Below are 24884 nucleotides of genomic sequence, written 5' to 3' on the forward strand. Positions count from 1 at the left end.
CCGGGCTAACTCGCCCAACGTGCACTCAGCGCGAATTTCAGTGCGATTTTTCGCGCTGGTTACACGCTCGGCGTTCCTTCAGCGGTCGGCCAACACCTGGTGTGCGGCGTTGTAGCCGGGAATGAACGTGATCCCCGGCCCGCCATGGCAACCCGCACTGCCAAGATACAGTCCTGCCACCGGTAACGGCTGGCCGAGAAAGCCCCGCGGCCCGGGACGGTTCGGGCCGATCTGATCCGGATTGAGCAAGCCGTGGCAGTAGTCGCCGCCGGGCGCACCGAACATGGTTCCCATATGACGCGGGGTGAAGGTGGTGTGCCGCGTGAGGCTGCGCTCGAAATTCGGTGCCAGCCTGGTGATCTTGTCGATCACCCGCTGCCCCATCTCGACCTTCATCTCGCCGTAGTTGCCGTCTCCCTCGATGGGGAACCACAGCGCGAACGCCGACGCGGCGTGCTTGCCCGGCGGGGCCAGCTCGGGATCGTGCAGCGACGGGATCTGCAGCACCACGGTCGGATCGGCCGGGACGATGCCGCGGCGCGCATCCTCCCACTGCTGCTGCACCTCCTCGGGCGTGCAGAAGATTCCCAACGACGCCTGCATGGCGGGATCATTGAGCGCCTCGTAGGGCGTAGCGAACACCGGCGCCTCGTCCAGCGCGAAATGCATCTGCAGATAGCTGCCCCGATGGTCGGTGCGGGCATAGCGGGCGCGGACGTCGTCTGGGACCACGGCCGCGTCGAGCAGCCCGGCCACGGTGACGTCGGGGGCGATCGCCGACACCACCACCGGTGCGCTCACGGTGTCACCGGATTCGGTGCGCACGCCGGCCACCGCCCCATCGGCGACAAGGATCTCCGCGACCGCGGCGCGCAGCCGCAGCGCTCCGCCCAGGCCGGTGAACGTGTCGCACAGGTGCCCGGTGAGCGCGCCGATTCCGCCGCGCAGCTTCTTCATCAGCACGGTGTTCTCGTCGGGCACACCCAGGCCGTAGGCCAGTGCCGCGGCACTTCCGGGGGTGGCGGGTCCGCGGTAGAGGGTGTTGACGGCCAGCACGGTGAAGGAGCCGCGCAGCGCCGCGTGCTTCTCCCGGTCGGGCAGGTAGCGATCCAGCACGTCGGTGACCGATCCGAACAGCATGTCGTCGATCGCTGATCGTTCGAATTCATTTGCGGCGCAGGCGTACATCTCATCGAGCGATCTCGGCGCTCGCCCCGCCTCGAAGCGCCCCAGCGCCCGGGTGGGCGCCTGACTCCAGGCCAGCAGCCCGGCCATGCCGGTGACCGCTTCGGCGCCATGCACCTCACTGAGGTGGCTGAACAGCTTCATCGGGTCGGTGTACTGGATCAGCGGGTCGTCACCGACGCCGCGCATCGCCACCGACATGACCTCGAGGTCGATGCTCTCCAGGCCGTCGAGGCCCAGCTCCGCGCTGACCGCGGCCGACGTCGGGAACTGCACCGAGCCGGCGATCTCGAACCGATAGCCGTCGAACAGCTCCACCGTGGAGGCCATCCCCCCGGCGTAGCGCCCGGCCTCCAGGCACAGCGTGCGCAGTCCGGCGCGCTGCAGGATGAGCGCCGCGGCCAGGCCGTTGTGTCCGGCGCCAATCACGATCGCGTCGTAATCGGTCATTCATCCGCCCCTTCCCGCTTTCCGGGAACGCTGGCACGAGTGGATAGTTTTGTCAATATTGACGCAACTAGAGATTGCCCAGCGAGTCCAGCGCGGCGCGGCACATCCGGGCCAGCTCGGCCAGCGAGCGGTCCGCACCGAGCATCCAGACCTCCATCGCGGCGAACACGGCAGCCGCGATGCAGCGGGCCGTCACGGCCACGCGCAGCGGATCAGCCGGCTCGCTGGCCGCGGTGGCCCGCAGCCGCTCGGCCACCGCGTCAGCGAAATCGGTCTCCACCTGCCGGATATGGCGCACGATCCGCTCTGGATCGAGCTCCTCGGCACGCAGTGCGGCGATCCGGGTCACCGCCTCGACGTCGTAGGGGAAGGCGAAGATCGCCGCCTGGACCGCCTCGATCATCGGCTCGGCCGGCGGGCGGGCGGCCAGGGCGCTGCGGAACCACTGCAGTCCGGCGTCGTAGTCGGCGAACAACAGGTCATGCTTGGAGGTGAAGTGCCGATAGAACGTCCGCAGCGACACCCCGGCATCGGCGGCGATCTGCTCGGCCGAGGTGTCCTCCACGCCCTGCGCCAGGAAGCGGACCAGCGCAGCCTGGCGCAACGCTTCACGGGTGCGTTCGCTGCGGGCGGTCTGGGGCGCTCTGGGCATGCCGGTAAAGGTACCTCAGCGCAATCACACCGAAAATGTCATTATTGACAAAACTTACGGCGCGTGATGAGACTGACCGCATGATCTCGCTCATCGTGCATGCAGTGCTCGGCCTGGCGACTATCTGGTGGATCGTGGCGTCCAACCGTGTGGTCTTCGCGAAACCCTCTGGGGGCAACGATTTCTCACCGCTGGAGATGGTGTACTACGCGATCGGCATCGCGTCGATCGTGCTGGGCTGGTACTTCAACATCCGATTCGTCCAGGAATACGCGCACGGCCCCAACCACAATCCGATCTGGGGGCCGGGCAGCTGGACGCAGTACATCGAGCTGATGTTCACCAACCCGGCCGCCGGTTCGGCCAGCCAGGACTACACGATCATCAACGTCGTTCTGCTGCCCCTGTTCACTATTGTCGACGGCTACCGCCGTGGGCTGCGACGCCCGTGGCTCTACTTCGTGTCGAGCCTGTTCACCAGCTGCGCGTTCGCCTACGCCTTCTACTTCGCCACCATGGAGCGCCAGCACCGGCACGCCAAGGCTTCGACCTAGCGGGGTCGTTGCAGGACTGCCTCCAACCGCACCGCGATAGGCTGGCCGCGTCGACGGGAGGAATGTCGTGGCCAAGCCGGTGGCGCCGCGCGGATCCGCGCGCGAACGAGTGCTGCAGGCGGCATTAGAGCTGTTCGTGGAGCACAGCGTGGGCGGCACGTCCATGCAGATGATCGCCGACCGGCTGGGTGTGAGTAAGCCGGCCGTCTACTACCAATTCCGGTCCCGCGACGACATCGTCATCGCCCTGGTGCAGCCGATGTTCGACGACCTCGTCCGGGTCATCAAGATCGCCCAGGCCATGCCCACTCAGCAGGGCAAGCGGGACGTGATGGTCAGCGGCGTCGTCGAGCTCGCCGTGCGATACCGCCGTCTCACCATCCTGTTCTACGACCGCGCGGTCGAGCACACCGTGCGTTCCCGCGAAGACTTCGTGGCCGTCGGCGATGACGCGGCGGCGATCCTGCACGGCCCCGAGCCGGATGCGACGGCCCGCGTCATCACCACGGTGCTGATGGCGGGAACCTTCACCGCGGCAGCCGATCCGGAGCTCGCAGACATCGCCGACGAGGAACTGCACGAAATCCTGCTGGCCCTCGCACGGCAGGTGGTGGGACCGCTGACCTAGCGGGTCAGGTCCAGTTCCACACGCCCATGTCGGCAGCTGGGTAGTGCTCGCACACGTCGGTGGTCCGGGCAGCAACACCGTGGTTGTTGAAGAACAGCTTGGCCCAGTTCGGCCACGCGAAAGCAAGCTTCTCGTAGTAGATGTCGGTGGCCAGGTTCTCGGAGTAGGCGCGCCGGCCCGGGTAGTCCATCGCGTAGAACCAGTGAATCCGGTCCTGCACCGCCTCATGTACCTGCGGGGACTTGTTGTTGTAGTCGATCATGTAGCGCTCGTAGTAGACCGGTGTGACGTCGCGGGCGGCTGCCATGATCTGTTCGGCGGTACAGCTGGTGTGCAGCATCCGGTTGGGAATCGGGAAGTTCTCCGTCGCATCGGCCGAGGCGGTCCCCGTTGCGGCCGTACCGGCCAGCAGCAGTCCAGCGGAAACTCGCATTGCGTTGTGCCAAAGCTTTCGCTTCATCGGGTAACTCCAGCCTGTTCCAGAACGGTCAGCTTGTCGGGGCAGTAGGTGCTCAGCGCCGTACCCACAAACTGCCAGGCCTGCTGGGTGTCGGCGCCCTTGATGTTCTTGGCGACGAACGCCGCCGACTCGTGGGCGTCGCGGTCGACGTGGTTGGTCAACCGTTTGCAGGTGAGCTTGCCGATCCAGGCGTTGTAGTCGCGCGCCCCGTAGATCCCGTAGCCGTGCAACCGGCCGGCGAAATCGGTGTCGACATCGGCATGCGCCGACCCCGCAAGAAAGATCGCCGCCGACACACCTGCCAACGCGGCCATGGCTCCGAACCTCATCACCAACCTCCCCGATGCGCTCCACCGCCGGACTCCACGAGCTCGTCGCTCGGGTGGCGCTGCAACGGCGCCGGCCAGGGAGAGGGCTTGGGCCGCAGCCGCGGCACCTGCGGCCACCAGAACCATTTCCCGAGCAGCGTCGCGATCGACGGCGTCATGAACGAGCGGATGATCAGGGTGTCGAGCAGCAGCCCCAATCCGATGGTGGTGCCCACCTGACCGATCACCCGCAGTTCACTGATCGCCATCGTCATCATGGTGAAGGCGAACACCAGTCCCGCGGCGGTGACCACCGACCCGCTGCCGCCCATCGCCCGGATCATGCCGGTGTGCAGCCCGGCGTGGATCTCCTCTCGCAGGCGGGAAACCAGCAGCAGGTTGTAGTCGGCGCCCACCGCCAACAGGATGATCACCGCCATGGCCATCACCATCCAGTGCACCTGCAGACCGATGATGTTCTGCCACAACAACACCGATAGTCCGAAGGCGCTGCCCAGTGACACCACCACGGTGCCCACGATCACCAGCGCGGCCACCACGGCGCGGGTGATGATCAGCATGATGATGAAGATCAGGCACAGCGCCGCGACACCGGCGATCATCAGGTCGTAGTTGGAGCCCTCCTGCATGTCCTTGAACATCGCGGCGGTCCCACCGACGTAGATCTTCGAGCCCTCCCACGGGGTGGTCTTCATGGCTTCCTTGGCAGCGAGCTTGATGGCGTCGATGTGCTTGATGCCTTCTGCGCTCAGCGGATCGCCCTCGTGGTTGACGATGAACCGCACGGCATGCCCGTCGGGCGACACGAAACTCTTCATGCCACGCTGGAACTCGGCGTTGTCGAAGATCTCCGGCGGCAGATAGAACGAGTCGTCGTTGCGGGCCTTGTCGAAGGCCTCCCCCATCGCGGCGGGATCGCCCTGAGCTTCCTGCGCCTGCTTGGCCAGTCCGCTCTGGGTGGCGTAGGTGGCCTCCATCATGGCCTTGGCGTTCTTCATCATCTGGATCATCGGCGGCATCAGCGTGAGCATCTGCGGCAGCTGCGCCGCCATCGCGTCCATGTCCGGAACGATCTGCTTGAAGTTGTCGGTCATGGTGTCGACACCATCCATGGCATCGAAGACCGACCGCAGCGAGTGGCAGACCGGAATGTCGAAACAGTGTGGTTCCCAATAGAAGTAGCTGCGCATCGGCCGGAAGAAGTCGTCGAAGTTGGCGATCTTGTCGCGCAGTTCTTCGATGTCCTCGACCATCAGGTGCATTTTGCCGACCATGCGCCCCATGGTGGCGTTCATCTCCTCCATGAGCTCGATCATCTTCGTCATGGTGTCTATGTTGACCTGCATATCCTCTGCTTGGGCCAGCATGTCCGCCGTGCGATCATCGTTGAACTTGCGGGTCATGTCCTGGCTGACGGCCTGCATGCCAAGCATGTAGCCGAAGGTGGAGTGCTCCATCGGAATGCCCTGGGGCCGGGTGATGGACATGACGCGCGAGACACCTTCTACCCCGGTGACCCGCTTGGCGATTCGCTCGATCACCAGAAAGTCCGCGGAATTTCGAATGTCATGGTCTGTTTCGATCATGAGCATCTCGGGGTTCATCCGCGCGGACGGAAAATGCCGGTCGGAGGCCAGGAAGCCCTGATTGGCCGGTAGATCCGCGGGCATGTAGGCACGGTCGTTGTAGCCGGGCTTGTATCCGGGCAGCGCGAGGATGCCGACCAGTGCTGCCGCGGTGGCGGCGATCAGAATCGGTCCCGGCCAACGGCTCACGGCCGCACCGATTTTCCGCCAGCCGCGTCCCCGGTTGGCCCGCTTGGGCTCCAGCAGGGTGCCGAACCGACCGGCCACCGCGATGACGGCCGACCCCATCGTCAGCGAGGTGATGACAACGATCGTCATGCCGATCCCCAGCGGAATACCGAGCGACTGGAAGTAGGGCAACCGGGTGAAGTGCAGGCACAAGGTGGCGCCCGCGATGGTCATGCCCGAACCGAGCACCACATGGGCGGTGCTGCGAAACATGGTGTAGTACGCCTGTTCCCGGTCTTCGCCGGCACTGCGGGCTTCCTGATATCGGCCGATCAGGAAGATCGCGTAGTCGGTGGCTGCCGCGATCGCCAGCGTCACCAGCAAGCTGGTGGCGAAGGGCGAAAGGCCGATCAGCCCGTGATAGCCAAGGAATGCCACGATGCCGCGGGCTGAGGCCAGACCGGTCACCACCATCGCCAGCGCCAACGCCACGGTGGTGATTGATCGGTAGACCGCCAGCATCATGGTGATGATGACCACGAATGTCAGGCCCTCGATCATGTGCATGCTGCGAGTGCCGGCCTTGTCCTGATCGGCGGCCAGCGCCGCACCGCCGGTCACATACGCCTTCACACCCGGTGGCGCGGTGACACTGTCTACTGCTTGGTTGACCGCTCGGACCGATTCGTTGGCCAGCGCCTCACCCTGGTTGCCCGCGGTATAGATCTGCACGTAGGCGCTTTTGCCGTCCGGGCTCTGGGCTCCGGCGGCGGTCAGGCGATCACCCCAGAAGTCCTGGATGTGTTCGATGTGGGCGGTGTCGGTCTTAAGTTTGGCGATGATCTGGTCGTAGTAGTGGTGGGCGTCGGCGCCCAGCGGTTCGTCGCCCTCGAGGACCAGCATGACCGAGCTGTTGGAGGTGAACTCCTTGAACACCTCACCCTGACGTTTGACCGCGATCATCGACGGTGCCTCGTCCGGGGTCATCTGGACCGCGGCCATCTCGGCGACCTTCTCCAGCTGGGGAACGGTCACGTTCGCCAACACGATGATCCCGATCCAGCCCAGCATGATCGGAATAGCCAGCCGCCGAATCCATTTGGCAATCCGGCCGGGCTTGGCGTGGTCAGCAACAGCAGGGATGGCCTCGGTCGGCGCCTCGGGGGGGAAGTTGTCCGTGGAAGTGCTCATGCAGATTTCACCAAGCAGAAGGTCAGGGCGCTGGCGCCGGTGGTGGTTCTCTCGTCTTTGAGCTCGTTGTCGATGCTGATGCGACAGCCCAGGGTGGAGCCTTTGCCCTGCGCGTAGAGGTTCGGCGATACCGCCGACAACGTGGTGCTCAGGGTCACCGACCAGGGCAGCGTCGCGGCGTCGACGCGCTGCGGCCTGCTGTCGAGGTCGAGGTAGCTGATGTCGGCCGTTGCGCCGGGTTCGCCGAACACCTCATAGGTGACGACTTTCGGGTTGTACGGCTTGGTGTCGTCGACCTTGGTGCTGATCAGGTGTGAGTTGTCGCCACCGAAGTAGGTGCGCAGCCGTAGCACGGTCAGCGTCCCGAGCACCACCACCACCACGATGAGCAGCGGCATCCACGCCCGCCGCAACGCCTTCATCGGGTGGACCCGGTCTTGACGGTGGCCTTGCTGACCACCACCAGGACATGGGTGTCGGCCGCGAACCGATTGGCGGTGGCGCCCAGTTCGGCGATCGCATCGAACAGCGGGTGGTCGCCGGCCACGATCTCCGGCGCGTCAACTACATACGCGGTGACGCCCGGGGACATCTGACCAAAGCCGGGCGTGGCCGGTTCAGGCCGGGAAAGCCTGTGCACCTGTGGGTTCAGCATCAGCGACGCCCCTTTCAGCCGAGATCTGAGGTTAAGCGTGACGGAAGGCAAAGTTATACGATCAGTAAAGTAGAATCAAGCGATCGGTCAGTAGAACTGTGCGACGTGGCTCACGCCCGTGAGCGGTCGACCGGAGCAGGGAGGCATGCAGTGGCGAAGACGGTGGCGCCGCGGGGTTTCGCGCGGGAGCGCGTATTAGAGGCCGCGCAAGGGCTGTTCGCCGAGTACGGGGTGAGCGGCACGTCGCTGCAGATGATCGCCGACCGATTGGGTGTCAATAAATCGGCGGTGTACTACCAATTCCACTGCAAGGACGACATCGTCGTAGCGGTGTTCCGCCCGGTGTTCGAGGACATCGCCCGGGTGGTCACCATCGCCGAGGCCATCGACTCGCGCGACGTTCAACGCGAGGCCACCATCAGCGGCATCATCGAACTGGCGGTCCGTCACCGCCGCACCACGGCCCTGGTCCACACCGATCCCGCCGTGGTGGGGATCGTCGAGGCCATCGGAGAATTCCGGGACGCCTCGCGCCGGTTGCAGACCATCCTGGCGGGGCCACAGCCCGACCCGGACACCCTCATCACGATCGCTGTTCTGGTGCCCGGAATTCTGGGCGCGGCAGCCGATCCCGCGGTTTCGGACATTCCCAACGAGGAACTGCACCGGATGCTGTTGGACTGCTCCCGCCGGCTCTTCGCCGCCTGACGAGGCCGTGGATCAGGAGGCGGTCGGCTCCAGCACGTCCACGCCGACGTAGGGCACCAGCGCCTGCGGCACCCGCACGCTGCCGTCGGGCTGCTGGTGGTTCTCCAGGATCGCCACCAGCCACCGAGTGGTGGCCAGGGTGCCGTTGAGGGTGGCCGCGGTCTGCGGTTTGCCGTTCTCGTCGCGGTAGCGCGTGGCCAGCCTGCGGGCCTGGAAAGTGGTGCAGTTCGACGTCGACGTCAGCTCCCGGTAGGTGCCTTGGGAGGGCACCCACGCTTCACAGTCGAATTTGCGGGCGGCCGAGGACCCGAGATCACCTGCGGCGACGTCGATCACCCGGTAGGGCACCTCGATACGGGCCAGCATCTCGCGCTGCCAGCCGAGCAGCCGGTCGTGTTCGGCTTCGGCGTCCTCGGGCCGGCAGTAGACGAACCCCTCGACCTTGTCGAACTGGTGCACCCGAATGATGCCGCGAGTGTCCTTGCCGTAGCTGCCGGCCTCCCGCCGGAAACACGACGACCAGCCCGCGTAGCGCAGCGGTCCGCCCGACAGGTCGAGAATCTCGTCGGAGTGGTAGCCCGCCAGCGGCACCTCGGAGGTGCCCACCAGATAAAGGTCGTCGGCTTCGAGTCGATACACCTCGTCGGCGTGCGCACCCAGAAATCCGGTGCCGGACATGACTTCGGGACGGACCAGCGACGGGGTGATCATCGGGGTGAACCCGTTGTCGACGGCCAGTCGCACGGCCAGCTGCAACAGACCCAGCTGCAGCAGCGCGCCGCGACCGGTCAGGAAGTAGAACCGCGAACCGGAGACCTTGGCGCCGCGGCCCATGTCGATCAGACCCAGCGCCTCGCCGAGCTCGAGATGGTCTCGCGGGTTCTCGATGGCCGATGGCTCACCGACCACGTCGAGCACCGCAAAGTCGTCTTCGCCGCCCGGGGGCACGCCGTCGATCACCACGTTGGCGATCGCCATGTGCGCCGCCGTGAACGCCGTCTCGGCCGCTCCTTGGGCGGTCTCGGCGGCCTTGACCTGCTCGGCCAGCTCCTTGGCCCGCGCCAGCAGGGCGGGGCGCTCCTCGGGTGAGGCCGCTCCGACCGACCGGCTGGCGGTCTTCTGTTCGGCACGCATCGAGTCCGCGGCCGCGATGGCGGCACGGCGTGCGGTGTCGGCGGCCAGCAAGGCGTCCACCAGGGCCGGGTCCTCGCCGCGACCCACCTGGGAGCGGCGGACACGGTCGGGATCTTCACGCAGCAGCTTCAGGTCGATCACGGCAAAACCCTACAACCTGGCCGGCTGCATCACTTTCGCATCATTTGTCACGCGCTCGCGGCTGCCTGTCAGAATGGACGCGATGTCAGAGGCAGCCGACCAGGAGAATCCACCCGCCAAGCGGGTGTCTTGGCGACGCACGCTCCCGGCCGCCCCGACGCGCCGCGCCCTGTTGCTGACCGCGCTGGGTGGCCTGCTGATCGCCGGTCTGATCACCGTGGTGCCCGTCCTCGGCGAGGGTCCCGGCGGACTGCTGGGCCATCTGAACGCCGAGCCGGCACCGGGAGCGGGCGGCAAAGGCGCCGGTCCGGGACTGGGGCTGGGCACGGTCAAGGGCAACGAGGCGATCGACCATGCCGTTGCCGGCGACTGTCTGAACTGGCCGGAGAACGACTTGGATGCGGCGACGATCGTCAGCTGCGCCGACGAGCACAAGTTCGAGGTGGCCGGCCCGGTGGACATGAAGATGTTCCCGGGCGCCGAATACGGTCCCGATGCCCCGCCGCCGTCGATGGCCCGCATCGAGCAGATCACCCAGGAACAGTGCGAGTCGTCGGTGCGCCGCTATCTCGGCGCCAAGTTCGACCCGCACAGCAAGTTCGTGGCCAGCATGCTGTGGGCCGGCGAACGTGCGTGGCGCCAGCACGGTGAGCGCCGGATGTTGTGCGGCCTGCAACTGCCGGGCGTGGGCGGCCAGCAGACCGCGTTCGTCGGCAAGATTGCCGACATCGACCAGTCCAAGGTCTGGCCGCCGGGAACCTGCCTGGGCATCGATCCGGCCACCAACCAGCCCAACGACGTTCCCGTCGACTGCGCGGCACCGCATACCAAGGAAGTCACCGGCACGGTCAACCTGGCCGAACGGTTCCCCGACGCGCTGCCGCCGGAGCCCGAGCAGGATGCGTTCATCAAGGAGTCCTGCACCCGGCTCACCGACGCCTACCTGGATCCGGTGCAGCTGCGCGACACGACGCTGACGTTGACCTACGCCACTGTCTCCCTGCCCAGCTGGTCGGCGGGCAGCCGCGAGGTGGCCTGCAGCCTGGGCGCCACGCTGGGAAACGGCGGCTGGGCGGCCCTGATCAACAGTGCCCGCGGGTCGCTGCTGATCAACGGCCAGCCCCCGATCCCGCCGCCGTCGATTCCCGCGGAGCGGCTGAACCAACTGCCCACCGGTAGCCAGCCGCGGTGAGTGTCCAAATGGACCCGCGCCGGTTCGACGACCTCGTGTCCGACGCGCTGGACCTGATTCCGCCCGAGCTGGCCGCCGCCTTCGACAACGTGGTGATCCTGGTGGCCGACCGCAACGCCGAGGAACCCGACCTGCTGGGCCTCTATGAAGGGGTGGCGCTGACCGAGCGCGATTCCAGCTATGCCGGGTCGTTGCCGGACACCATCACCATCTACCGGGATGCGCTGCTGGAGATGTGCGAGTCCGACGACGAGGTGGTCGACGAGGTCCGGATCACGGTGATCCACGAGATCGCCCATCACTTCGGTATCGACGACGACCGGCTGCACGAACTGGGCTGGAGCTGACGGCACCCGACGCGGCGCGCCGGAACTAGCTTGTCGGCGCGCGGTGCTATGAACGATCCATGGATGAACACTGCCGAGACTGCCGGGCGGGGCTCGAACACTGCCACGGCACACTCATCCACCACGTACAGCAGGCCGTGGAGTGCACCGAGGACGGCTGCCCCGGTGAGGTGCTGCCGCACACGTTCGCCCTGGATTGCGAGGCGGTCGGATGCCGCTGCGCGCAGGTGTACGCGCTGGCGGTCTAGCCGTCAGCCCATCGGGTCGGTGTCGGACCGCAACGCGTCGCCGACCGGGTCCGGGTGCGGTTCGGGATAGAACGGCGGCGTCAGCGAGCCCCACTGCACACAGCTCCATCGGCCGTCGGTGATCGGGGCCAGCACCACGGCGGTGGCATTCTCCAGATGGTTGTCCAGCACGAAACTGCCGTCCACGCCCGCCAGCGTCGCCGCCGCAAGCCGGATCGCCGCGCCGTGACTGACCACGACGATGTCTCCGGTCCAGTCGTCGTCGTCGAGGTAGCGCAGCCGCAGGTCGGTGATGACCGGCAGGTAGCGGTCGAGCACCTGCTCGGCCGATTCCCCGCCGGGCAATGCGATTCCGGGCTCGCCGGAGTGCCAGCGCTGATAGATCGCGTTGAACTCGGCGATCGCGTCGTCGTCGCTGCGGTTCTCCAACGAGCCGGCCTGCACCTCGTGAATGCCTTCCAGGGTGCGGGCGGTCACGCCGAGCCGGCCGCTGATCTCGGCAGCGGTCTGAACCGCGCGGGTGGCCACCGAATGGGCGACCAGCATTGGACGGTGGATGCCTTCGGCGGCGAAAGCCCTGGCTTGGTCGCGGCCCAGCGGGGTCAGTTCCGATCCCGGCGGCCGGGTGTCGAGTCGACGGTCGACGTTGCCGTAGGACTGGCCGTGGCGCAGCAGTACCAGCCGCCCGCTCATGACACCACCCCGCATCGACCTACGGGCTCGATCGGCCAGGAGCCCAGGTAACGGACGTCGGCGCAGCTGCGGCGCAGGGCCTGCAGTGCCTCGGCGACGGCTTCGTCGTCGATGTGTCCGACGCAGTCCAGGAAGAACAGATATGTGCCCAACTCGGTGCGGGTCGGGCGCGACTCGATGCGAGTCAGATCGATACTGCGACTTCCGAACTCGGCCAGTGCTGCCGCCAGGGCTCCCGGCGCGTTGTCGAGGCGCAGCACCACCGACGTCCGGTCGGCGCCGGTGCGCGCCGGCGGTGACGCCGGGGCACCCACCAGCACGAAGCGCGTGCGGGCATTGGGTTCGTCGATGACGCCCTCGGCCAGCGTCACCAACCCGCGCTGCTGGGCAGCCAGCGCGGTGCTCACGCCGGCGTCCACCTCACCGTCGTAGACCTGCTGCGCCGCAGCGGCATTGGAGTTGGCCGGCACGGTGTGGGCCCCGGGCAGGTGCTCGGCCAGCCAGCGCCGCACCTGGGCGCCCGCCACCGGATGGGCGGCCACAGTGCGAATGTCCGCCTCACCGCGCCCCGGCGCGACGACGATCGAGAACAAGACGTCCAGGGCGGTTTCGGCGAATATCTGCAGCGGCGGCCCGACCGCGAGGCCGTCCAGAGTGGGCGTCACCCCGCCCTCGATCGAGTTCTCGATCGGCACACACGCGTAGTCGGTGGCTCCGGAGCGCACCGCCTCGAGGGCGGCCGGTGTGCTCTCGGCCGGCACCGGTTGAAGGTCGGCGCCGGGAACCCGTCCGGCGCCGTTCAACGCGAGCAGCGCCGCTTCGGTGAAGGTCCCCGCCGGGCCGAGATAGCTGATGCGGGTCACCGGACAACCCTATCGGCCGTGGCCCGTCGGCGCGCTCACCGGCGGCGCGGGCGTGAGGTCATTCCGCAATTCCTGTTGCGCCCACCCGAGTCATTAATTAAGTTAGGCTTACCTCACTTCGAAAGGTGATCGATGGCCACGACTACAGCAGCAACCGTCCCGACGTCCGCCGAGCGGATTCGCAGCGCCTGCATCCGCGGTCAGGCCCTCTTGGCGATCGCCGACGCCACCGACGCCGCCCCGGTCAACGTCCCGGTCTGCCACCTGCTGCGGGACGGATCTCTGGTGGTCGCGGTCCCGGTCGAGGACCCGGTCACGCTGGCCGCGGCCGACTCCGGAGTGCAGGCGATGCTCGAGCTGACCGATCACGCGCCGTTGCGGCTGCGCGAACGCGTGCGTGCGCTGGCGTGGATCCGGGGCCTGTTGCGCCCGGTGCCCGACCGCGAGATCCCGATACTTCTGGACCGGATCGCGGCGGTGGACCCCAACCCTGCTCTGCTCCAGGTCGTCTCGCCGCACTCGGCGTCGCACTCCCGCGATGTGGATGCGCCGGAGGGCAGCGATGCCGACGTCGACTACGCGCTGCTGCGGCTAACGCCCGAATCGGCGGTGCTGGCCGACGCCACCGGAGCCGAAGCGGTCGACGTGCACGAGCTGCTGGCGGCCCGACCCGACCCGTTCTGCGCGATCGAGGCGCACTGGCTGCAGCACCTCGACTCGGCGCACCCCGACATGGTCGCCCGGCTCGCCGCCGCCAAGTTGCCGCCGCAGCTGCGCCGCGGCCAGGCTCGCCCGCTTGCCGTGGATCGCTACGGCATGTGGTTGCGGGTGGAGGCACCCGACGGTGACCGCGACGTGCGACTGAGCTTCCCGCGGCCGGTCGAGGACGTAATGAGCCTGAACCGGGCGGTACGCGCACTGATGGGCTGCCCATTTCTCAACGGGCTGCAGGCCCGGCGCCAGGAGCAGTAGCCGGCCGAAGCAGATCGTCGCCATCAGCCCAGCCGCTACCGTGGCGAGGTGACCGAGCGCCAGACCCCGCGACACGCGCTGCGCCTGGAGATCGTCCTGGTTCTGGCGGTCACCTATGGACTGAGCGCCGTCACCGCGATTCTGCAGCTCGCCGACGCGGTGCTGCGCGACCTCAGCGCGCAGCGGATCGCACTTAACCCTCGCCGGTCTTACTTCGACGTGATCGACCTCGGCCTCAACGCCGCCTGGGCGGTGCAGCTGATCGCCTGGGGCGCACTGGCGTTGTACCTGCTGTGGCGCAGCGGATTCGGACCCGCCCGCATCGGACTGAACGGGCGACCCCGCCGCGCCGACCTGGCCGGCGCGCTCGGCCTGGCCGGCCTGATCGGGCTGCCTGGCCTGGGCCTGTACCTGCTGGCGCGAACCCTGGGACTCAACGCCGACGTCATCCCCGCCGCGATCAACGACACCTGGTGGCGCGCTCCGATGCTGATCGTGATCGCGTTCGCCAACGGGTTCGCCGAGGAAGTGATCGTGGTCGGCTACCTGCTGACCCGGCTGCGGCAGCTGCGGGTATCGCCGCGGGTGGCGCTGGCCTGTTCAGCGCTACTCCGCGGCGCCTACCACCTCTATCAAGGCTTCGGCGCGGGGCTGGGCAACGTCGCCATGGGCCTGGTGTTCGGCTACGCCTGGCAGCGCACCGGGCGGTTGTGGCCGTTGATCCTCGCGCACGGCCTGATCGACACCGTGGCGTTCGTCGGGTACGCGCTGTTCGCCGACAAACTCGGCTGGCTGCGCTGATCGCGACGGCGCCGCGCAGACCTCAGCTCGCGCGCGTCACCGTCACCGTGACGGTACCCGCGTCGGCGTTGGATCCGATGACCAGCACCGAGGCGTTGTCCGCCGAGACCACTTGGCCCCCGGTCACGCTGACCTGGTAGCCATTCGGGAACTGGAGATCCGGAATCGAGATCCGGGTCTCCGACCCGGCGGCGAAGCTGCCCGAGCCGTCTGCCATCGCCGTGGAGTAGCTGAACGAGAAAACGCCATTGGCGAACGACCAGCTGTTCGGGATACCGGCGATCACCTGCGGATACGGCTGCGCCAGCGTCGCCACGATCGACTCCGCGACGTTGTCTCCGGTCGGAGGTTGGGTGGGGTCGTACACCAGCCGGCCAGTGTCGTTGTAGCCCCAGTACAGCCAGCCGAACTTGTGCGGGTCGATCGAGTTCAGCTGACTGGAGATGGTGTCGATGTTGCCGGTGGCACCGAACTCGGTGACCACCCCCGGGACGTTGTAGCGATCGACGAAGCGCTGGGCGCCTTCCATCATCATCCCGTCCCACAGCGAGCAACCGGCGGAACTGCCGGCGCCCAGGGCGTCGAAGATGCAGTAGTCGTGGAACGCGAACACGGCGTTGTCGTCGTCAATGGGGCGCAGGTTGGTGAGCGCGGTTGCGTTGCCGAACAACACGTTCGGCTCGTAGTACACCGTGGTGTTCGGGTCGACCGACCGGATCGCCGAAGTCACCTGGTCGTAGAACGGGGTCAGCGTCTCGCGGTCGAAGTGCGGGTTGCCGAGCAGGCTGGCCAACCAGGGCGAGCCCGCCCACGGCTCGTTCATGATCTCGTAGCCGGCCACGCCGGGCGTGCCGCCGAAGTAGTCGGCGACCGTCTGCCACATCCGGGCGTAGTAGTTCTGCAGGCCGATGCCGTCGACCTTCTCGTTGGCCCAGAACGCATCCCAAGCCTGGTTCTGCGCCGGGTTGAGCGCGTAGGCGAACGGGAACGGCTGGGTGGTGTCGTTGCTGTCGGGGTTGAACATCGTCGCCCAGTCCGGTGCGCCATGGCCGCCGACGTCCACACCGTAGAGGTCCTGGTGCATGTCGAGGATGCTGACGATGCCGTGCGACTTGAGCGTCTCGATGGTCTCCTTGACCGACTCGAGGTAGGCCCAGTTGTACACCCCGGGCTGCGGTTCGATCTGGTCCCAGTACAGGCCCAGCCGCACGGCGGTGAAGCCGTTGGCGGCCAGGAACGCCGCGTCGTCGGCGCCGAACCCGTCGCCGCCCGGCGTGAACGGCGGCGACTTGTACACCTGGTTGACGCCCTGCAGGATGACCACCCGGCCGTCCTGGTCGACGATCCACTTGCCGGCCGTGTGGAGTTCGGCCAGCGCCTTCTCCGGCGCTCCGTCCAGGGCGCCGAAGTGGCCCACCGCGCCGTGGGTGCCCAGCGAGCCGGCGAGGCCGCCGGCTCCGCCCAGCGCAGGCAAATCACCCTGGCCCAGGTAGACGCCGTTGCCGCCGTCACCACCGGCCCCACCCCCGCCGAACCAGAGCGACCCGTTGCCGCCGTCACCGCCGTTGCCGCCCAGGTGGGTGCCGTCGCCGCCGTCGCCGCCGGCGCCGCCGATCCCGAGCATCCAGCCGCGCCCGTCGCCACCGGCCCCACCGATGCCACCGTTGACGCCGTCGCCACCGGCCCCGCCCGCGCCACCGACGCCCATGTACCACCCACCGGCGCCGCCGCTACCACCGCTGCCGCCCTCGCCGCCCTCACCACCGGCGCCGCCGTTGCCGAAGAACCCGGCCGAGCCACCGGCTCCACCGGCGCCGCCAGTCTCGGTGTTGTCCCAGCCGGCCCCGCCGTCACCGAACAACCAGCCGCCGGCACCACCGGCGGCATGCTCCGCCGTACCGGCCGCGCCATCGCCGATCATCAGGCCCAGGCCCAGCGCGCTACTGAGTTGGTTGAAGCCGTCGACGACCGGTGCCATCAACGAGCTACTGACCAAGCTGTCGATACCGGTGTAGAGCGGGTTGTAGACCCAGTTCTGGACCATCCCCGCAATGTCCGGGTAGAGCAGGCTCTCCCAGTTCAACGACGCAGCTGCCGACCCGGCCAGCAGACCATCCCAGTTGGCCGAGGAGGCGAACGCGTCCCAGGCCGCGGGGCTGAACACCGCATCCCAGTCCAGGCCGCCGGTGGTCGTATCCATAAACGGAGCCAGCACCTGATCGAACACGTCCTCGAAGCCCTCGGCAGACGCGACCGGCGCCGGCGCCAGGGGCATCACCCCGAACGCCAGAAACGCCCCCACGGCCGTACCCACCCGGCGGTTCAGCGAGGATCGACGTAGGAGAGGCGAAGCTGGGACCGCCGCATTGACCCGGCGGCTCCGCTTCGTGCTGCACTGACGAGTCATCTGCGGGTAGACCTCTCTCCATGATCGCGGCGGCGAATGACGTGGCCAAGATAACGATTTCTTCGGAAGATTACTAATAATCGCTGAGAATCCCGCGGAAATCGGGCAACAAACTGGGAAAGTTCGGCATCCACCGCCCAGTTGGGCCGGCCTTCGAGATCGCCCCGACGCCTTTCGCTACGTAGATTGGGCAGGTGAACGGCGATCGCGGGCCGGGCCAGCCCTGGCACCTTCCACCGCCGCGTCGTGAACCGCCGCCGATGTTGTACCGCGGCCCCCATGGCCGGCCGGTTCAGTCCCCGCCGCGGGCCGTCGGGCGGCCGGCAACTCAGCCCCCGCCGCGTGCCGCAGAACCCCGCGTTTACCCGGCGGCCCCACCCGTACCACGCCCGCCGGCACCGCGCCCGCCCGCTGCACGTCCCCACACGCCGCGGCCTCCCGGTTCGCGCCGACGCCGATCTTGGCCGCGCCGCCTGTTGGTGCTCGCTGCGCTGCTGACCTTGCTCGCCACCGCGTCCCTGGTCGGCGCTGCGGCCTGGCTCGACACCGCGCTGCAGCGGACCGCGGCGTTCGCCGGTTACGCCGACCGTCCGACGCCAGGCCGCGGGACGACGTGGCTGCTAGTCGGCTCGGACAGCCGCGCCGATCTCAACGAGGAGCAGCAGCAGCACCTGAGCACCGGCGGGGACGTCGGCAATGGGCGCACCGACACCCTGCTGCTCATCCACCTGCCGGGTCCGGGCTCGGACTCCCCGGCAACCGTGGTGTCGATCCCACGCGACTCCTATGTGCCCGTCCCCGGCTACGGCCACGAGAAGATCAACGCCGCGTACACCCTCGGCGGGGCTCCCCTTCTGACCCGGACGGTGGAACAGGCCACCGGCCTGCGGCTGGACCACTACTTGGAGATCGGATTCGGCGGGTTCGCCTCGCTCGTCGACGCCCTCGGCGGCGTCATCTTGTGCCCGGACGAACCGATCGACGACCCGCTAGCCGGGCTGAATCTGCCGGCCGGCTGCCAGCAGCTCTCCGGCGCGGCCGCGCTCGGCTACGTGCGTAGTCGGGCCACGCCGCGCGCCGATCTGGACCGGATGGCCCACCAGCGGTTGTTCCTGTCGGCGTTGCTGGCCCGCATCGCCGATCCGGCCGTCTGGCTCAATCCGCTGCGCTGGTACACCGTGCCCCACGCTGCCGCACACGCGGTGACCCTGGACGACAGCTCCGGCGTCATCGACCTGGCGGCCCTGGGCTGGGCGCTGCATGGCACCACCACCACGCTGACCGTGCCGATCGGTGAGTTCCTCCGGACCAACGTCGGCGACGCGGTGGTCTGGAACCACGCAGAGGCCACCCAGCTATTCGAGGCATTGCGCCGAGATACACCGCCCCCATCGAGCGCCGACAATTGAGTCGAACCTAATTATCACCCGCGATTGCGCAATTTCAGCCTACCCTATCTTTACTTAGGCAATGCTGACCTGAGTAAGCCTCGCCTTGGATGCAAACCCACTCTGACCAGGGGTAGCATCGCGTTCATGATCGACAACGACAGCCACAAGACGAAATTCCACGCACTGCTTCAAGAGCAGATCTATCACGAATTTACCGCGGCACAGCAATATGTCGCGGTCGCGGTTTATTTCGACGGCGAGGATTTGCCTCAATTGGCTAAATTCTTTTACGCCCAGGCCGTCGAGGAACGTAACCACGCGATGATGCTGGTGCAGTACCTGCTCGACCGGGACATCCGCGTCGAGATTCCCGGCGTCGACGCGGTGCGCAACCACTTCGACGCCCCGCGGGATGCACTGGCGCTGACACTGGAGCAGGAGCGGACCGTCACCGAGCAGATCAGCCGGCTCGCCAGCGCCGCGCGCGACGAGGGCGACTACCTCGGCGAGCAGTTCATGCAGTGGTTCCTGCGCGAACAGGTCGAGGAGGTCGCCGTGATGACCCGGCTGCTGCGGGTCGCCGACCGCGCCGGGCACAACCTGTTCGAGTTGGAGACCTTCCTCGCACGCGAGGTCACGGTCGGCCAAGAAGCCGGCGCCCCGCGTATCGCCGGCGGGTAAACCCCTCGCCCGCCGATCAGCCCGCCCGCAACCGCGCCTTGGTTCGGGCGGGCTGATTTGTCGCAATCCACGCGACCCCGACATCCCTACAGAAGTCGACGTCTTCATGGCGGTCGACGGTCCAGCAATACAGCGCGCGCCCCCGTGCGGCGGCCTGGTCCACCAACTCGGGATGCTCCCGCAGCGTCTCGATCGACGGACCGATCGCCGTAGCACCGACCGTCGTCGCCGCACCGCCACCCAGATAGCGCGCGCCTGACCCGAGCAGAACCGTCGGCAGCAGGGGGGCGGCCCGGCGAATCCGCCACACCGCAGCCGCCGAGAACGACATGACCACCGCACGCGACCGCGAGGCCGACGCCGGCGCGGCGAGCCCGAATCGATGCAGCAACGCGAGCACCTCACGCTCAACCATCGAGCCATATCGCACCGGATGCTTGGTCTCGATGAAGATCTTCACCGGCCGGTGCCAGTCCAGAACCAGCGCAACCAGTGCGTCGAGGGTGAGCAGACCGGTGTCGCCGATATCGGCACCGTCCGCTGAGCCGGTTTGCCCGTTACGGTGCCACGCGCCGTAGTCCAGGCGCTGCAGCTGCGACAGCGTCATCTCGCTGACCACCCCGGCCCCGCTGGAGGTCCGATCCACCCGGCGGTCGTGCACGCAGACCAGGTGGCCGTCACTGGTCAGCCGCACATCGCACTCGACGCCATCCGCCCCCTCTTGCAGCGCCAAGTCGTAGGCGGCCAGGGTGTGTTCCGGGCGATCGATCGACGCACCCCGGTGTGCGACCACGAACGGGTGTTCCGAGACGACATCGCCGGCCGGGGTCATGGGCCTATGCTGCCGGTTCCCGTCCGTCGGACTCAAGAGCCGGGGCCGGGGCCGCATCTTCTTCCGGCTTCGGCGCCGCGGCCGGAGCCGGCGGTGCAGCGGCGGTATCGCGCCCATCGGCCACCACTACCCAGTGGTGGGCGGGCCGGCCCATCGATCGCCGCTCGAATCCCTCGACCACCCGAGCCGCCGTCACCACGGCTGCCAGCCCGAAGAGGTACGCCACCACGGTCGCCACCATGTTGTTGGCAATGCCCTGGGCTCCGTCGGCCCAGCTAGTGGCGGTAGCGAAGATCGCGACGGCCGTGCTGGCGGCCCACACGACCCACCACACCACGATGGGTTTGCGCAGCCGGTCCAGCCGGTCCTCACGCTTGGCCAGCTCCATGACAAACACCGGCGCCCAGGCCAGGTTGACCACCGGCACCAGGCAACCGGCCCACACCGCCCAGGCCGGGCGAGAATCGGGCAGGTGCAACCGGGCAAAGGCCGCCGAACGCCGGGCGAGCAGCCACCTGGTCAGCACCACGGCACAGCTGACGACTGCGGCGATCGCGGCCAGTCCGGCCAGCCGTCCCAGCCACACCGCGCCACCGGCGATCAGGGGATTCAAGAGCATGGTGCGATTGATGATCATCAGCACATAGATCAGGGCGTGCACCAGGGCCGCGACGCTCAGCGCGGCGACCGCGGCAGCGAGCGTCTTCTCCAGCGAGCGCGCGGTAGGCGCCTGCCGCTCCCCCGGTTTCGACTGTGCCGCAGCATGAATCGGCCCGCCCATCAGCGTCCAGCGGGGCATCACCGAATAACGTGGGGTGGGTCCCAGCGGGCGCCGTGCCGGCGACTGCGGAGGCGGCGGACCGGGCCGCACCGCGATCCAGCGGTAGCCGGGCCCCGGCCGCGGCGGCGCCTGCCCGGGTGCTGCCGGCGGTGCGGGGGGCCCGGGTTGGGTCCACTGCAACTCGGCTTCTTGCTCGGGTGTCAGCGGCGCCCACAGCGCACCGTTGCAGCGTGGGCACCAGGCCCGCTGCTGGTCACGCACGTTCCACCGCGTCTTGCAGCGAGAACACACCTGGATCACCGCACCAGCCTAGCGGCGACCGCAAGGTCGGCGAAGCCGACCGCAGCCGCGTCGACGCCATCAACACCGCGGAGACCGCAAGGTCGGCGGGGTCGCGGCCAAAGCCATCGGTAATCGGCGCCGCAGACACCCCGTGCGGCCCGGTCGCGACTCGGCAGCTACCACCGGCTATCCACAGTTTCCACAGGTTTATCCACACACCGACCGACAGCCGCAGGGGCGTGATGTGCTTCTTACATGCCGACAGACGCATCGGTTGTGGATAACGCAGCGTCGTCGAAGCGAACCGACTAACAGCGTCGAGCGAAATCGCTTGATCGGCTAAGCAGCCGCCTGCCGCCCGCATTTGACGACCAGGAGGACCCGGAACGCATCAGTGCAGGTAAGTCGGGTTATCCAGGTGAATTTTTCCACTGGACGGACAAAGCGCTATGATCGCCGTCACAGAACAGATGTGATGCGCCTCACGGGGGTGGGCGCACGGTGAGGTTGGGGGCAGCACAGATGACGGCACGGCCGATCGGACCCGGTCCCGTCGCAGCGGCGTCGGGCTGGCATGCGGGATCATCCACCTACAAGCGGGCCTATCTGCTGGCGTCGCTGCGCGCCGGAGTGATCGCCCTCGTGCTGCTGTCTTTCCTGGTTGTGCTCGTCCTGACCTGAACCTCAGCCTGAGTATTGCGATCGGCTGACGTGGCGCGTCAGCTCCACCTGTTTGTTGCGGTACACCGGGTGTTGGAGCAATGTGGGTGACGGTGGCCCCATCACACCGCGACCGCGGTGAAGTGGGGTGCCGCTAGACCGTCAACGCCTGTCGACAATGATCAACGGTGATTGACACCGGATCAGTACCGAAGGAAGGAACCCCGTGGCCGACTACACCTTGCCGGACTTGGACTGGGATTACGGAGCCCTTGAGCCGCACATCTCGGGCCAGATCAACGAACTGCACCACAGCAAGCACCACGCCGCCTACGTCTCCGGCGCCAACTCCGCACTGGAGAAGCTCGCGGAGGCTCGGGCCAACGACGACCACGGCGCGATCTTCTTGAACGAGAAGAACCTGGCGTTCCACCTCGGCGGTCACGTCAACCACTCGATCTGGTGGAAGAACTTGTCCCCCAACGGTGGTGACAAGCCGACGGGCGAACTGGCCGCCGCCATCGACGACGCGTTCGGATCGTTCGACAAGTTCCGTGCGCAGTTCACCGCGGCCGCCAACGGCCTGCAGGGCTCGGGCTGGGCGGTGCTCGGCTACGACACCCTGGGCGGGAAGCTGCTGACCTTCCAGCTCTACGACCAGCAGGCCAACGTGCCGCTAGGCATCATCCCGCTGCTGCAGGTCGACATGTGGGAGCACGCTTTCTACCTGCAGTACAAGAACGTCAAGGCCGACTACGTCAAGGCGTTCTGGAACGTGGTCAACTGGGCCGACGTGCAGTCGCGTTTCGCGGCCGCCACCTCGAAGACTTCGGGGCTGATCTTCTAGCCGGACCGCCGGCATGGGTGGGGCGTCGCGCCGTTGGCGTGGCGCCCCACTGTTTTATACGGCGATTCCAGCTTCGCCTCTCCTCCGTCGAGCCTCGCTAAACCGCCGGGTTATACGGCGATTCCAGCTTCGCCTCTCCTCCGTCGAGCCTCGCTAAACCGCCGGGTTTTTTCACCGTATCGTTATCCACTGCCTCGCCGTGTCACCTTGAATCCGCTTGGCGGGTGCCGCATGCTGCCAAAGAACCCACCCGCTGAAATGCGAGCAGGCGAATCAGCCAACAAGCCAAAAGGTCGCGGAGGGTGCGCGATGGAGACGACAGGTTCCGGCCGGGCGATCGAAGTCGCCCCGTTTCACTCCCGCGGCGAGCTCCGCGGATTCGTAGTTTTCGGCCGCTGGCCGGATTCGACCAAGGAATGGGCACAACTGCTCAGCATCACCGTCCGAGTCGCGTCGATGCCCGGATTGCTGCCCACCACAACGGTGTTCGGCACTCACGAGGAACTGCCCGACAATCCCGGTCCGGGCACCGTCGGATTGTTACTGGCCGAGGGCACTGTCGCCGGCGAATCGGCGATCGCCCCGGGGTACTTCGCTGGCCGCCAACCCTCCGCGCTGCTGATGCTGCATCCGCCGTCGGAGACCATTCCCTCACTGCCCGAATGCCGCGGCGCGGCATCGGGATGCATTTTGCTGCCCGGCCTGCCCTACCTGGGCCTGGAGCATCGCGCGGCCTGGGTCGAAGCCGAATCCGACGGCACCGTCACCTCGATGGTGAGCCGGGTCGGCGTTGACCCGGTCAGCCACCCCGATACCGCGGTGCTGGCCATGCTGCTTGCCGCATAAAGCAATTCGCGCCGAATTGTCCCGTCGCCGGATCGTCGGGGTTGATTCGGCAGTCCCGGCTTCGCCTCGCCTCCGCCGGCCCCCGGGGCCAACTCCGGCGACCCTTGCCGAACCGCCGAGTTCGGCCCGCCGAAATTCCCTGTCGGCTGGCGGCCGGGCTGCGGAGTCATTAGCCTCGGCAGCTGACGAAAGGGCGTCCCCGCATGCTTGCCGCCATGCTGATCAGCCTGGGCGTGGTCTTCCTCGCCGAGCTCGGCGACAAGTCGCAACTGATCACCATGACGTACGCGCTGCGGCACCGCTGGTGGGTGGTTCTCAGCGGAGTGGCCATCGCGGCTTTCGCCATCCACGGCATCTCGGTGACGGTGGGGCACTTTCTCGGGCTGACATTGCCCGCCCGTCCGATCGCCGCCGTCGCCGGTGTTGCCTTCATCGGTTTCGCGGCGTGGACGTGGCGCGAGGGAACCAACGCCGCACCTGGGGAAACCGCCGTCCGCGAGCCTCGATTCGTACTGTTCGCGGTGGTGTCCTCGGTGCTGTTGGCCGAGCTCGGGGACAAGACGATGTTGGCGACGGTTGCGCTGGCCAGTGACCGCAACTGGCTGGGCGTGTGGCTGGGCGCGACGATCGGAATGGTGCTCGCCGACGCTGTCGCGATCGCGGTCGGGACGGTGTTGCACCGGCGACTGCCCGAACACTTGCTCCACGCCGCGGCCGGACTGCTCTTCCTTGCGTGCGGCTTGTGGATTCTCTTCGATGAGGCGCTGGGCTGGCGACCGGTGGCCATCGCCTCGGTTGCGGGATTGGTCTCGGTGGCATTGGGGTCAGCGCTTTGGCGGGCTTCGCTCCGCTGTTCCGGACAGACCGCCGGAGACGATTCCACCACTCGGTAGCAAATCCCGCCGACAGCCCAACACACGGTGGAAACTTCACTTCGCCGGAGTGGCTTCCAGCAGCGAGGACCAACGGGCCGGCGTTGGTGGATCTCCACGTTCGTCACTGTCGACGCAATTGTGCTTGGTACGACACGAAAATCGGGCCACAGCGATCTCTACGGAGAGCCGAATGAACTGCACCAAGCCCAATCTCGTGCTTCAAGATCGAACTCGCTACGGAAACACCCTTGGTTGTGTCGGTAACTATCGCTACGATGATCAGCAAATCATCAGGCGCTACCGCTTCCCCCTCGCGGAGCGCCTG

Annotated in this window: 27 protein-coding genes; 14 read left to right on the forward strand and 13 right to left on the reverse strand. The window is 67.3% G+C overall.

All coding sequences use genetic code 11. The annotated features are described in order from the left end of the window. Positions 1-78: 78 nt before the first annotated feature. Positions 79-1635 carry a phytoene desaturase family protein gene (locus tag ACKY0X_RS21650; protein WP_409427657.1) on the reverse strand — a complete coding sequence of 519 codons (1557 nt, stop codon included), beginning with the start codon at positions 1633-1635 and terminating at the stop codon, positions 79-81. Between the two features lie 67 nt (positions 1636-1702). Then, positions 1703-2287 carry a TetR/AcrR family transcriptional regulator gene (locus ACKY0X_RS21655; protein ID WP_409427658.1) on the reverse strand — a complete coding sequence of 195 codons (585 nt, stop codon included), beginning with the start codon at positions 2285-2287 and terminating at the stop codon, positions 1703-1705. 80 nt (positions 2288-2367) lie between these two features. Here ACKY0X_RS21655 and ACKY0X_RS21660 point away from each other — a divergent pair, with 80 nt between their 5' ends. Both ACKY0X_RS21660 and ACKY0X_RS21665 read left to right on the forward strand, forming a co-directional pair. Next, positions 2368-2841 carry a DUF2834 domain-containing protein gene (locus ACKY0X_RS21660; RefSeq protein WP_409427659.1) on the forward strand — a complete coding sequence of 158 codons (474 nt, stop codon included), beginning with the start codon at positions 2368-2370 and terminating at the stop codon, positions 2839-2841. Positions 2842-2908: 67 nt separating this feature from the next. Beyond that, positions 2909-3469 (forward strand): TetR/AcrR family transcriptional regulator, encoded by a 561-nt coding sequence (locus ACKY0X_RS21665; protein WP_409427660.1) that lies wholly within the window; start codon positions 2909-2911, stop codon positions 3467-3469. A 4-nt stretch (positions 3470-3473) separates the two neighbouring features. Here ACKY0X_RS21665 and ACKY0X_RS21670 read toward each other — a convergent pair whose 3' ends face one another. The 5 genes from ACKY0X_RS21670 to ACKY0X_RS21690 are packed head-to-tail and all read right to left on the reverse strand — an operon-like array spanning position 3474 to position 7858. Continuing rightward, positions 3474-3929, reverse strand: a complete 456-nt coding sequence (locus ACKY0X_RS21670; protein WP_409427661.1) for a DUF5078 domain-containing protein — start codon at positions 3927-3929, stop codon at positions 3474-3476. After that, positions 3926-4258 carry a DUF732 domain-containing protein gene (locus tag ACKY0X_RS21675; protein ID WP_409427662.1) on the reverse strand — a complete coding sequence of 111 codons (333 nt, stop codon included), beginning with the start codon at positions 4256-4258 and terminating at the stop codon, positions 3926-3928. Before ACKY0X_RS21675 ends, ACKY0X_RS21670 begins: the two co-directional genes overlap by 4 nt. After that, positions 4258-7203, reverse strand: coding sequence for an RND family transporter (locus ACKY0X_RS21680; RefSeq protein WP_409427663.1), 2946 nt, complete (start codon positions 7201-7203; stop codon positions 4258-4260). The genes ACKY0X_RS21675 and ACKY0X_RS21680 overlap by 1 nt, the downstream gene beginning before the upstream one ends. Further along, positions 7200-7625, reverse strand: coding sequence for an MmpS family transport accessory protein (locus tag ACKY0X_RS21685; RefSeq protein ID WP_409427664.1), 426 nt, complete (start codon positions 7623-7625; stop codon positions 7200-7202). Before ACKY0X_RS21685 ends, ACKY0X_RS21680 begins: the two co-directional genes overlap by 4 nt. Further along, a complete protein-coding gene (locus tag ACKY0X_RS21690; RefSeq protein ID WP_409427665.1) occupies positions 7622-7858 on the reverse strand; it encodes a hypothetical protein in 237 nt (78 codons plus the stop codon). The genes ACKY0X_RS21685 and ACKY0X_RS21690 overlap by 4 nt, the downstream gene beginning before the upstream one ends. Positions 7859-8008: 150 nt before the next feature. On the opposite strand from ACKY0X_RS21690, the gene ACKY0X_RS21695 reads away from it, so the two are divergent. After that, entirely contained in the window at positions 8009-8566 is a 558-nt protein-coding gene (locus ACKY0X_RS21695; protein WP_409427666.1) for a TetR/AcrR family transcriptional regulator, read from the forward strand. Between the two features lie 12 nt (positions 8567-8578). Here the strand turns inward: ACKY0X_RS21695 and serS are convergent, their stop codons facing one another. Further along, a complete protein-coding gene (serS, locus tag ACKY0X_RS21700) occupies positions 8579-9841 on the reverse strand; it encodes a serine--tRNA ligase (RefSeq protein ID WP_065038670.1) in 1263 nt (420 codons plus the stop codon). 73 nt (positions 9842-9914) lie between these two features. On the opposite strand from serS, the gene ACKY0X_RS21705 reads away from it, so the two are divergent. Genes ACKY0X_RS21705 through ACKY0X_RS21715 form a run of 3 tightly spaced genes read left to right on the forward strand, consistent with a single transcriptional unit; the run spans position 9915 to position 11628 of the window. Then, positions 9915-11033, forward strand: a complete 1119-nt coding sequence (locus ACKY0X_RS21705; RefSeq protein ID WP_409427667.1) for a septum formation family protein — start codon at positions 9915-9917, stop codon at positions 11031-11033. Next, positions 11030-11380: a metallopeptidase family protein gene (locus ACKY0X_RS21710; protein ID WP_065038668.1), complete on the forward strand. Its 351-nt coding sequence runs from the start codon at positions 11030-11032 to the stop codon at positions 11378-11380. The genes ACKY0X_RS21705 and ACKY0X_RS21710 overlap by 4 nt, the downstream gene beginning before the upstream one ends. A 59-nt stretch (positions 11381-11439) precedes the next feature. Then, positions 11440-11628, forward strand: a complete 189-nt coding sequence (locus ACKY0X_RS21715; RefSeq protein ID WP_409427668.1) for a hypothetical protein — start codon at positions 11440-11442, stop codon at positions 11626-11628. A gap of 3 nt (positions 11629-11631) precedes the next feature. Here ACKY0X_RS21715 and ACKY0X_RS21720 read toward each other — a convergent pair whose 3' ends face one another. Next, positions 11632-12321 (reverse strand): histidine phosphatase family protein, encoded by a 690-nt coding sequence (locus tag ACKY0X_RS21720; protein WP_409427669.1) that lies wholly within the window; start codon positions 12319-12321, stop codon positions 11632-11634. Beyond that, positions 12318-13184, reverse strand: a complete 867-nt coding sequence (gene pheA / locus ACKY0X_RS21725) for a prephenate dehydratase (RefSeq protein WP_409427670.1) — start codon at positions 13182-13184, stop codon at positions 12318-12320. The genes ACKY0X_RS21720 and pheA overlap by 4 nt, the downstream gene beginning before the upstream one ends. A gap of 132 nt (positions 13185-13316) precedes the next feature. Between pheA and ACKY0X_RS21730 the strand changes: the two genes are divergently transcribed. After that, positions 13317-14156, forward strand: coding sequence for a DUF2470 domain-containing protein (locus ACKY0X_RS21730; RefSeq protein WP_409427671.1), 840 nt, complete (start codon positions 13317-13319; stop codon positions 14154-14156). 48 nt (positions 14157-14204) lie between these two features. Then, positions 14205-14957 (forward strand): CPBP family intramembrane glutamic endopeptidase, encoded by a 753-nt coding sequence (locus tag ACKY0X_RS21735; protein ID WP_409427672.1) that lies wholly within the window; start codon positions 14205-14207, stop codon positions 14955-14957. Positions 14958-14979: 22 nt separating this feature from the next. On the opposite strand, the gene ACKY0X_RS21740 is transcribed toward ACKY0X_RS21735, so the two are convergent. Then, positions 14980-17259, reverse strand: a complete 2280-nt coding sequence (locus tag ACKY0X_RS21740) for a cellulase family glycosylhydrolase (protein ID WP_409427673.1) — start codon at positions 17257-17259, stop codon at positions 14980-14982. A gap of 299 nt (positions 17260-17558) precedes the next feature. Between ACKY0X_RS21740 and ACKY0X_RS21745 the strand changes: the two genes are divergently transcribed. Both ACKY0X_RS21745 and ACKY0X_RS21750 read left to right on the forward strand, forming a co-directional pair. After that, positions 17559-18773, forward strand: a complete 1215-nt coding sequence (locus tag ACKY0X_RS21745; RefSeq protein ID WP_409427674.1) for an LCP family protein — start codon at positions 17559-17561, stop codon at positions 18771-18773. Positions 18774-18899: 126 nt separating this feature from the next. Then, complete coding sequence (locus ACKY0X_RS21750; protein WP_409427675.1) at positions 18900-19436, forward strand: ferritin; 537 nt, start codon at positions 18900-18902, stop codon at positions 19434-19436. 16 nt (positions 19437-19452) lie between these two features. On the opposite strand, the gene ACKY0X_RS21755 is transcribed toward ACKY0X_RS21750, so the two are convergent. Together ACKY0X_RS21755 and ACKY0X_RS21760 are read right to left on the reverse strand one after the other, a co-directional pair. Beyond that, positions 19453-20268: a glycerophosphodiester phosphodiesterase gene (locus ACKY0X_RS21755; protein ID WP_409427676.1), complete on the reverse strand. Its 816-nt coding sequence runs from the start codon at positions 20266-20268 to the stop codon at positions 19453-19455. Between the two features lie 4 nt (positions 20269-20272). Next, positions 20273-21349 (reverse strand): DUF4328 domain-containing protein, encoded by a 1077-nt coding sequence (locus ACKY0X_RS21760; protein ID WP_409427677.1) that lies wholly within the window; start codon positions 21347-21349, stop codon positions 20273-20275. A 504-nt stretch (positions 21350-21853) separates the two neighbouring features. On the opposite strand from ACKY0X_RS21760, the gene ACKY0X_RS21765 reads away from it, so the two are divergent. The 4 genes from ACKY0X_RS21765 to ACKY0X_RS21780 all read left to right on the forward strand — a co-directional run bounded on the left by ACKY0X_RS21765 (position 21854) and on the right by ACKY0X_RS21780 (position 24577). Then, the gene (locus ACKY0X_RS21765; protein WP_165607708.1) at positions 21854-22012 is read left to right on the forward strand and encodes a hypothetical protein; all 159 of its coding nucleotides are present in this window, start codon (positions 21854-21856) and stop codon (positions 22010-22012) included. Positions 22013-22217: 205 nt separating this feature from the next. After that, complete coding sequence (locus ACKY0X_RS21770) at positions 22218-22838, forward strand: superoxide dismutase (RefSeq protein ID WP_046282829.1); 621 nt, start codon at positions 22218-22220, stop codon at positions 22836-22838. Positions 22839-23147: 309 nt separating this feature from the next. After that, on the forward strand, positions 23148-23684 hold the full coding sequence (locus ACKY0X_RS21775) for a peptidase (protein ID WP_065042196.1): 537 nt from the start codon (positions 23148-23150) through the stop codon (positions 23682-23684). 203 nt (positions 23685-23887) lie between these two features. After that, positions 23888-24577: a TMEM165/GDT1 family protein gene (locus ACKY0X_RS21780; protein ID WP_409427678.1), complete on the forward strand. Its 690-nt coding sequence runs from the start codon at positions 23888-23890 to the stop codon at positions 24575-24577. Positions 24578-24884: the final 307 nt, after the last annotated feature.

It is taken from the genome of Mycobacterium sp. SMC-11, assembly GCF_046250095.1.
GTDB lineage: Bacteria > Actinomycetota > Actinomycetes > Mycobacteriales > Mycobacteriaceae > Mycobacterium > Mycobacterium heraklionense_A.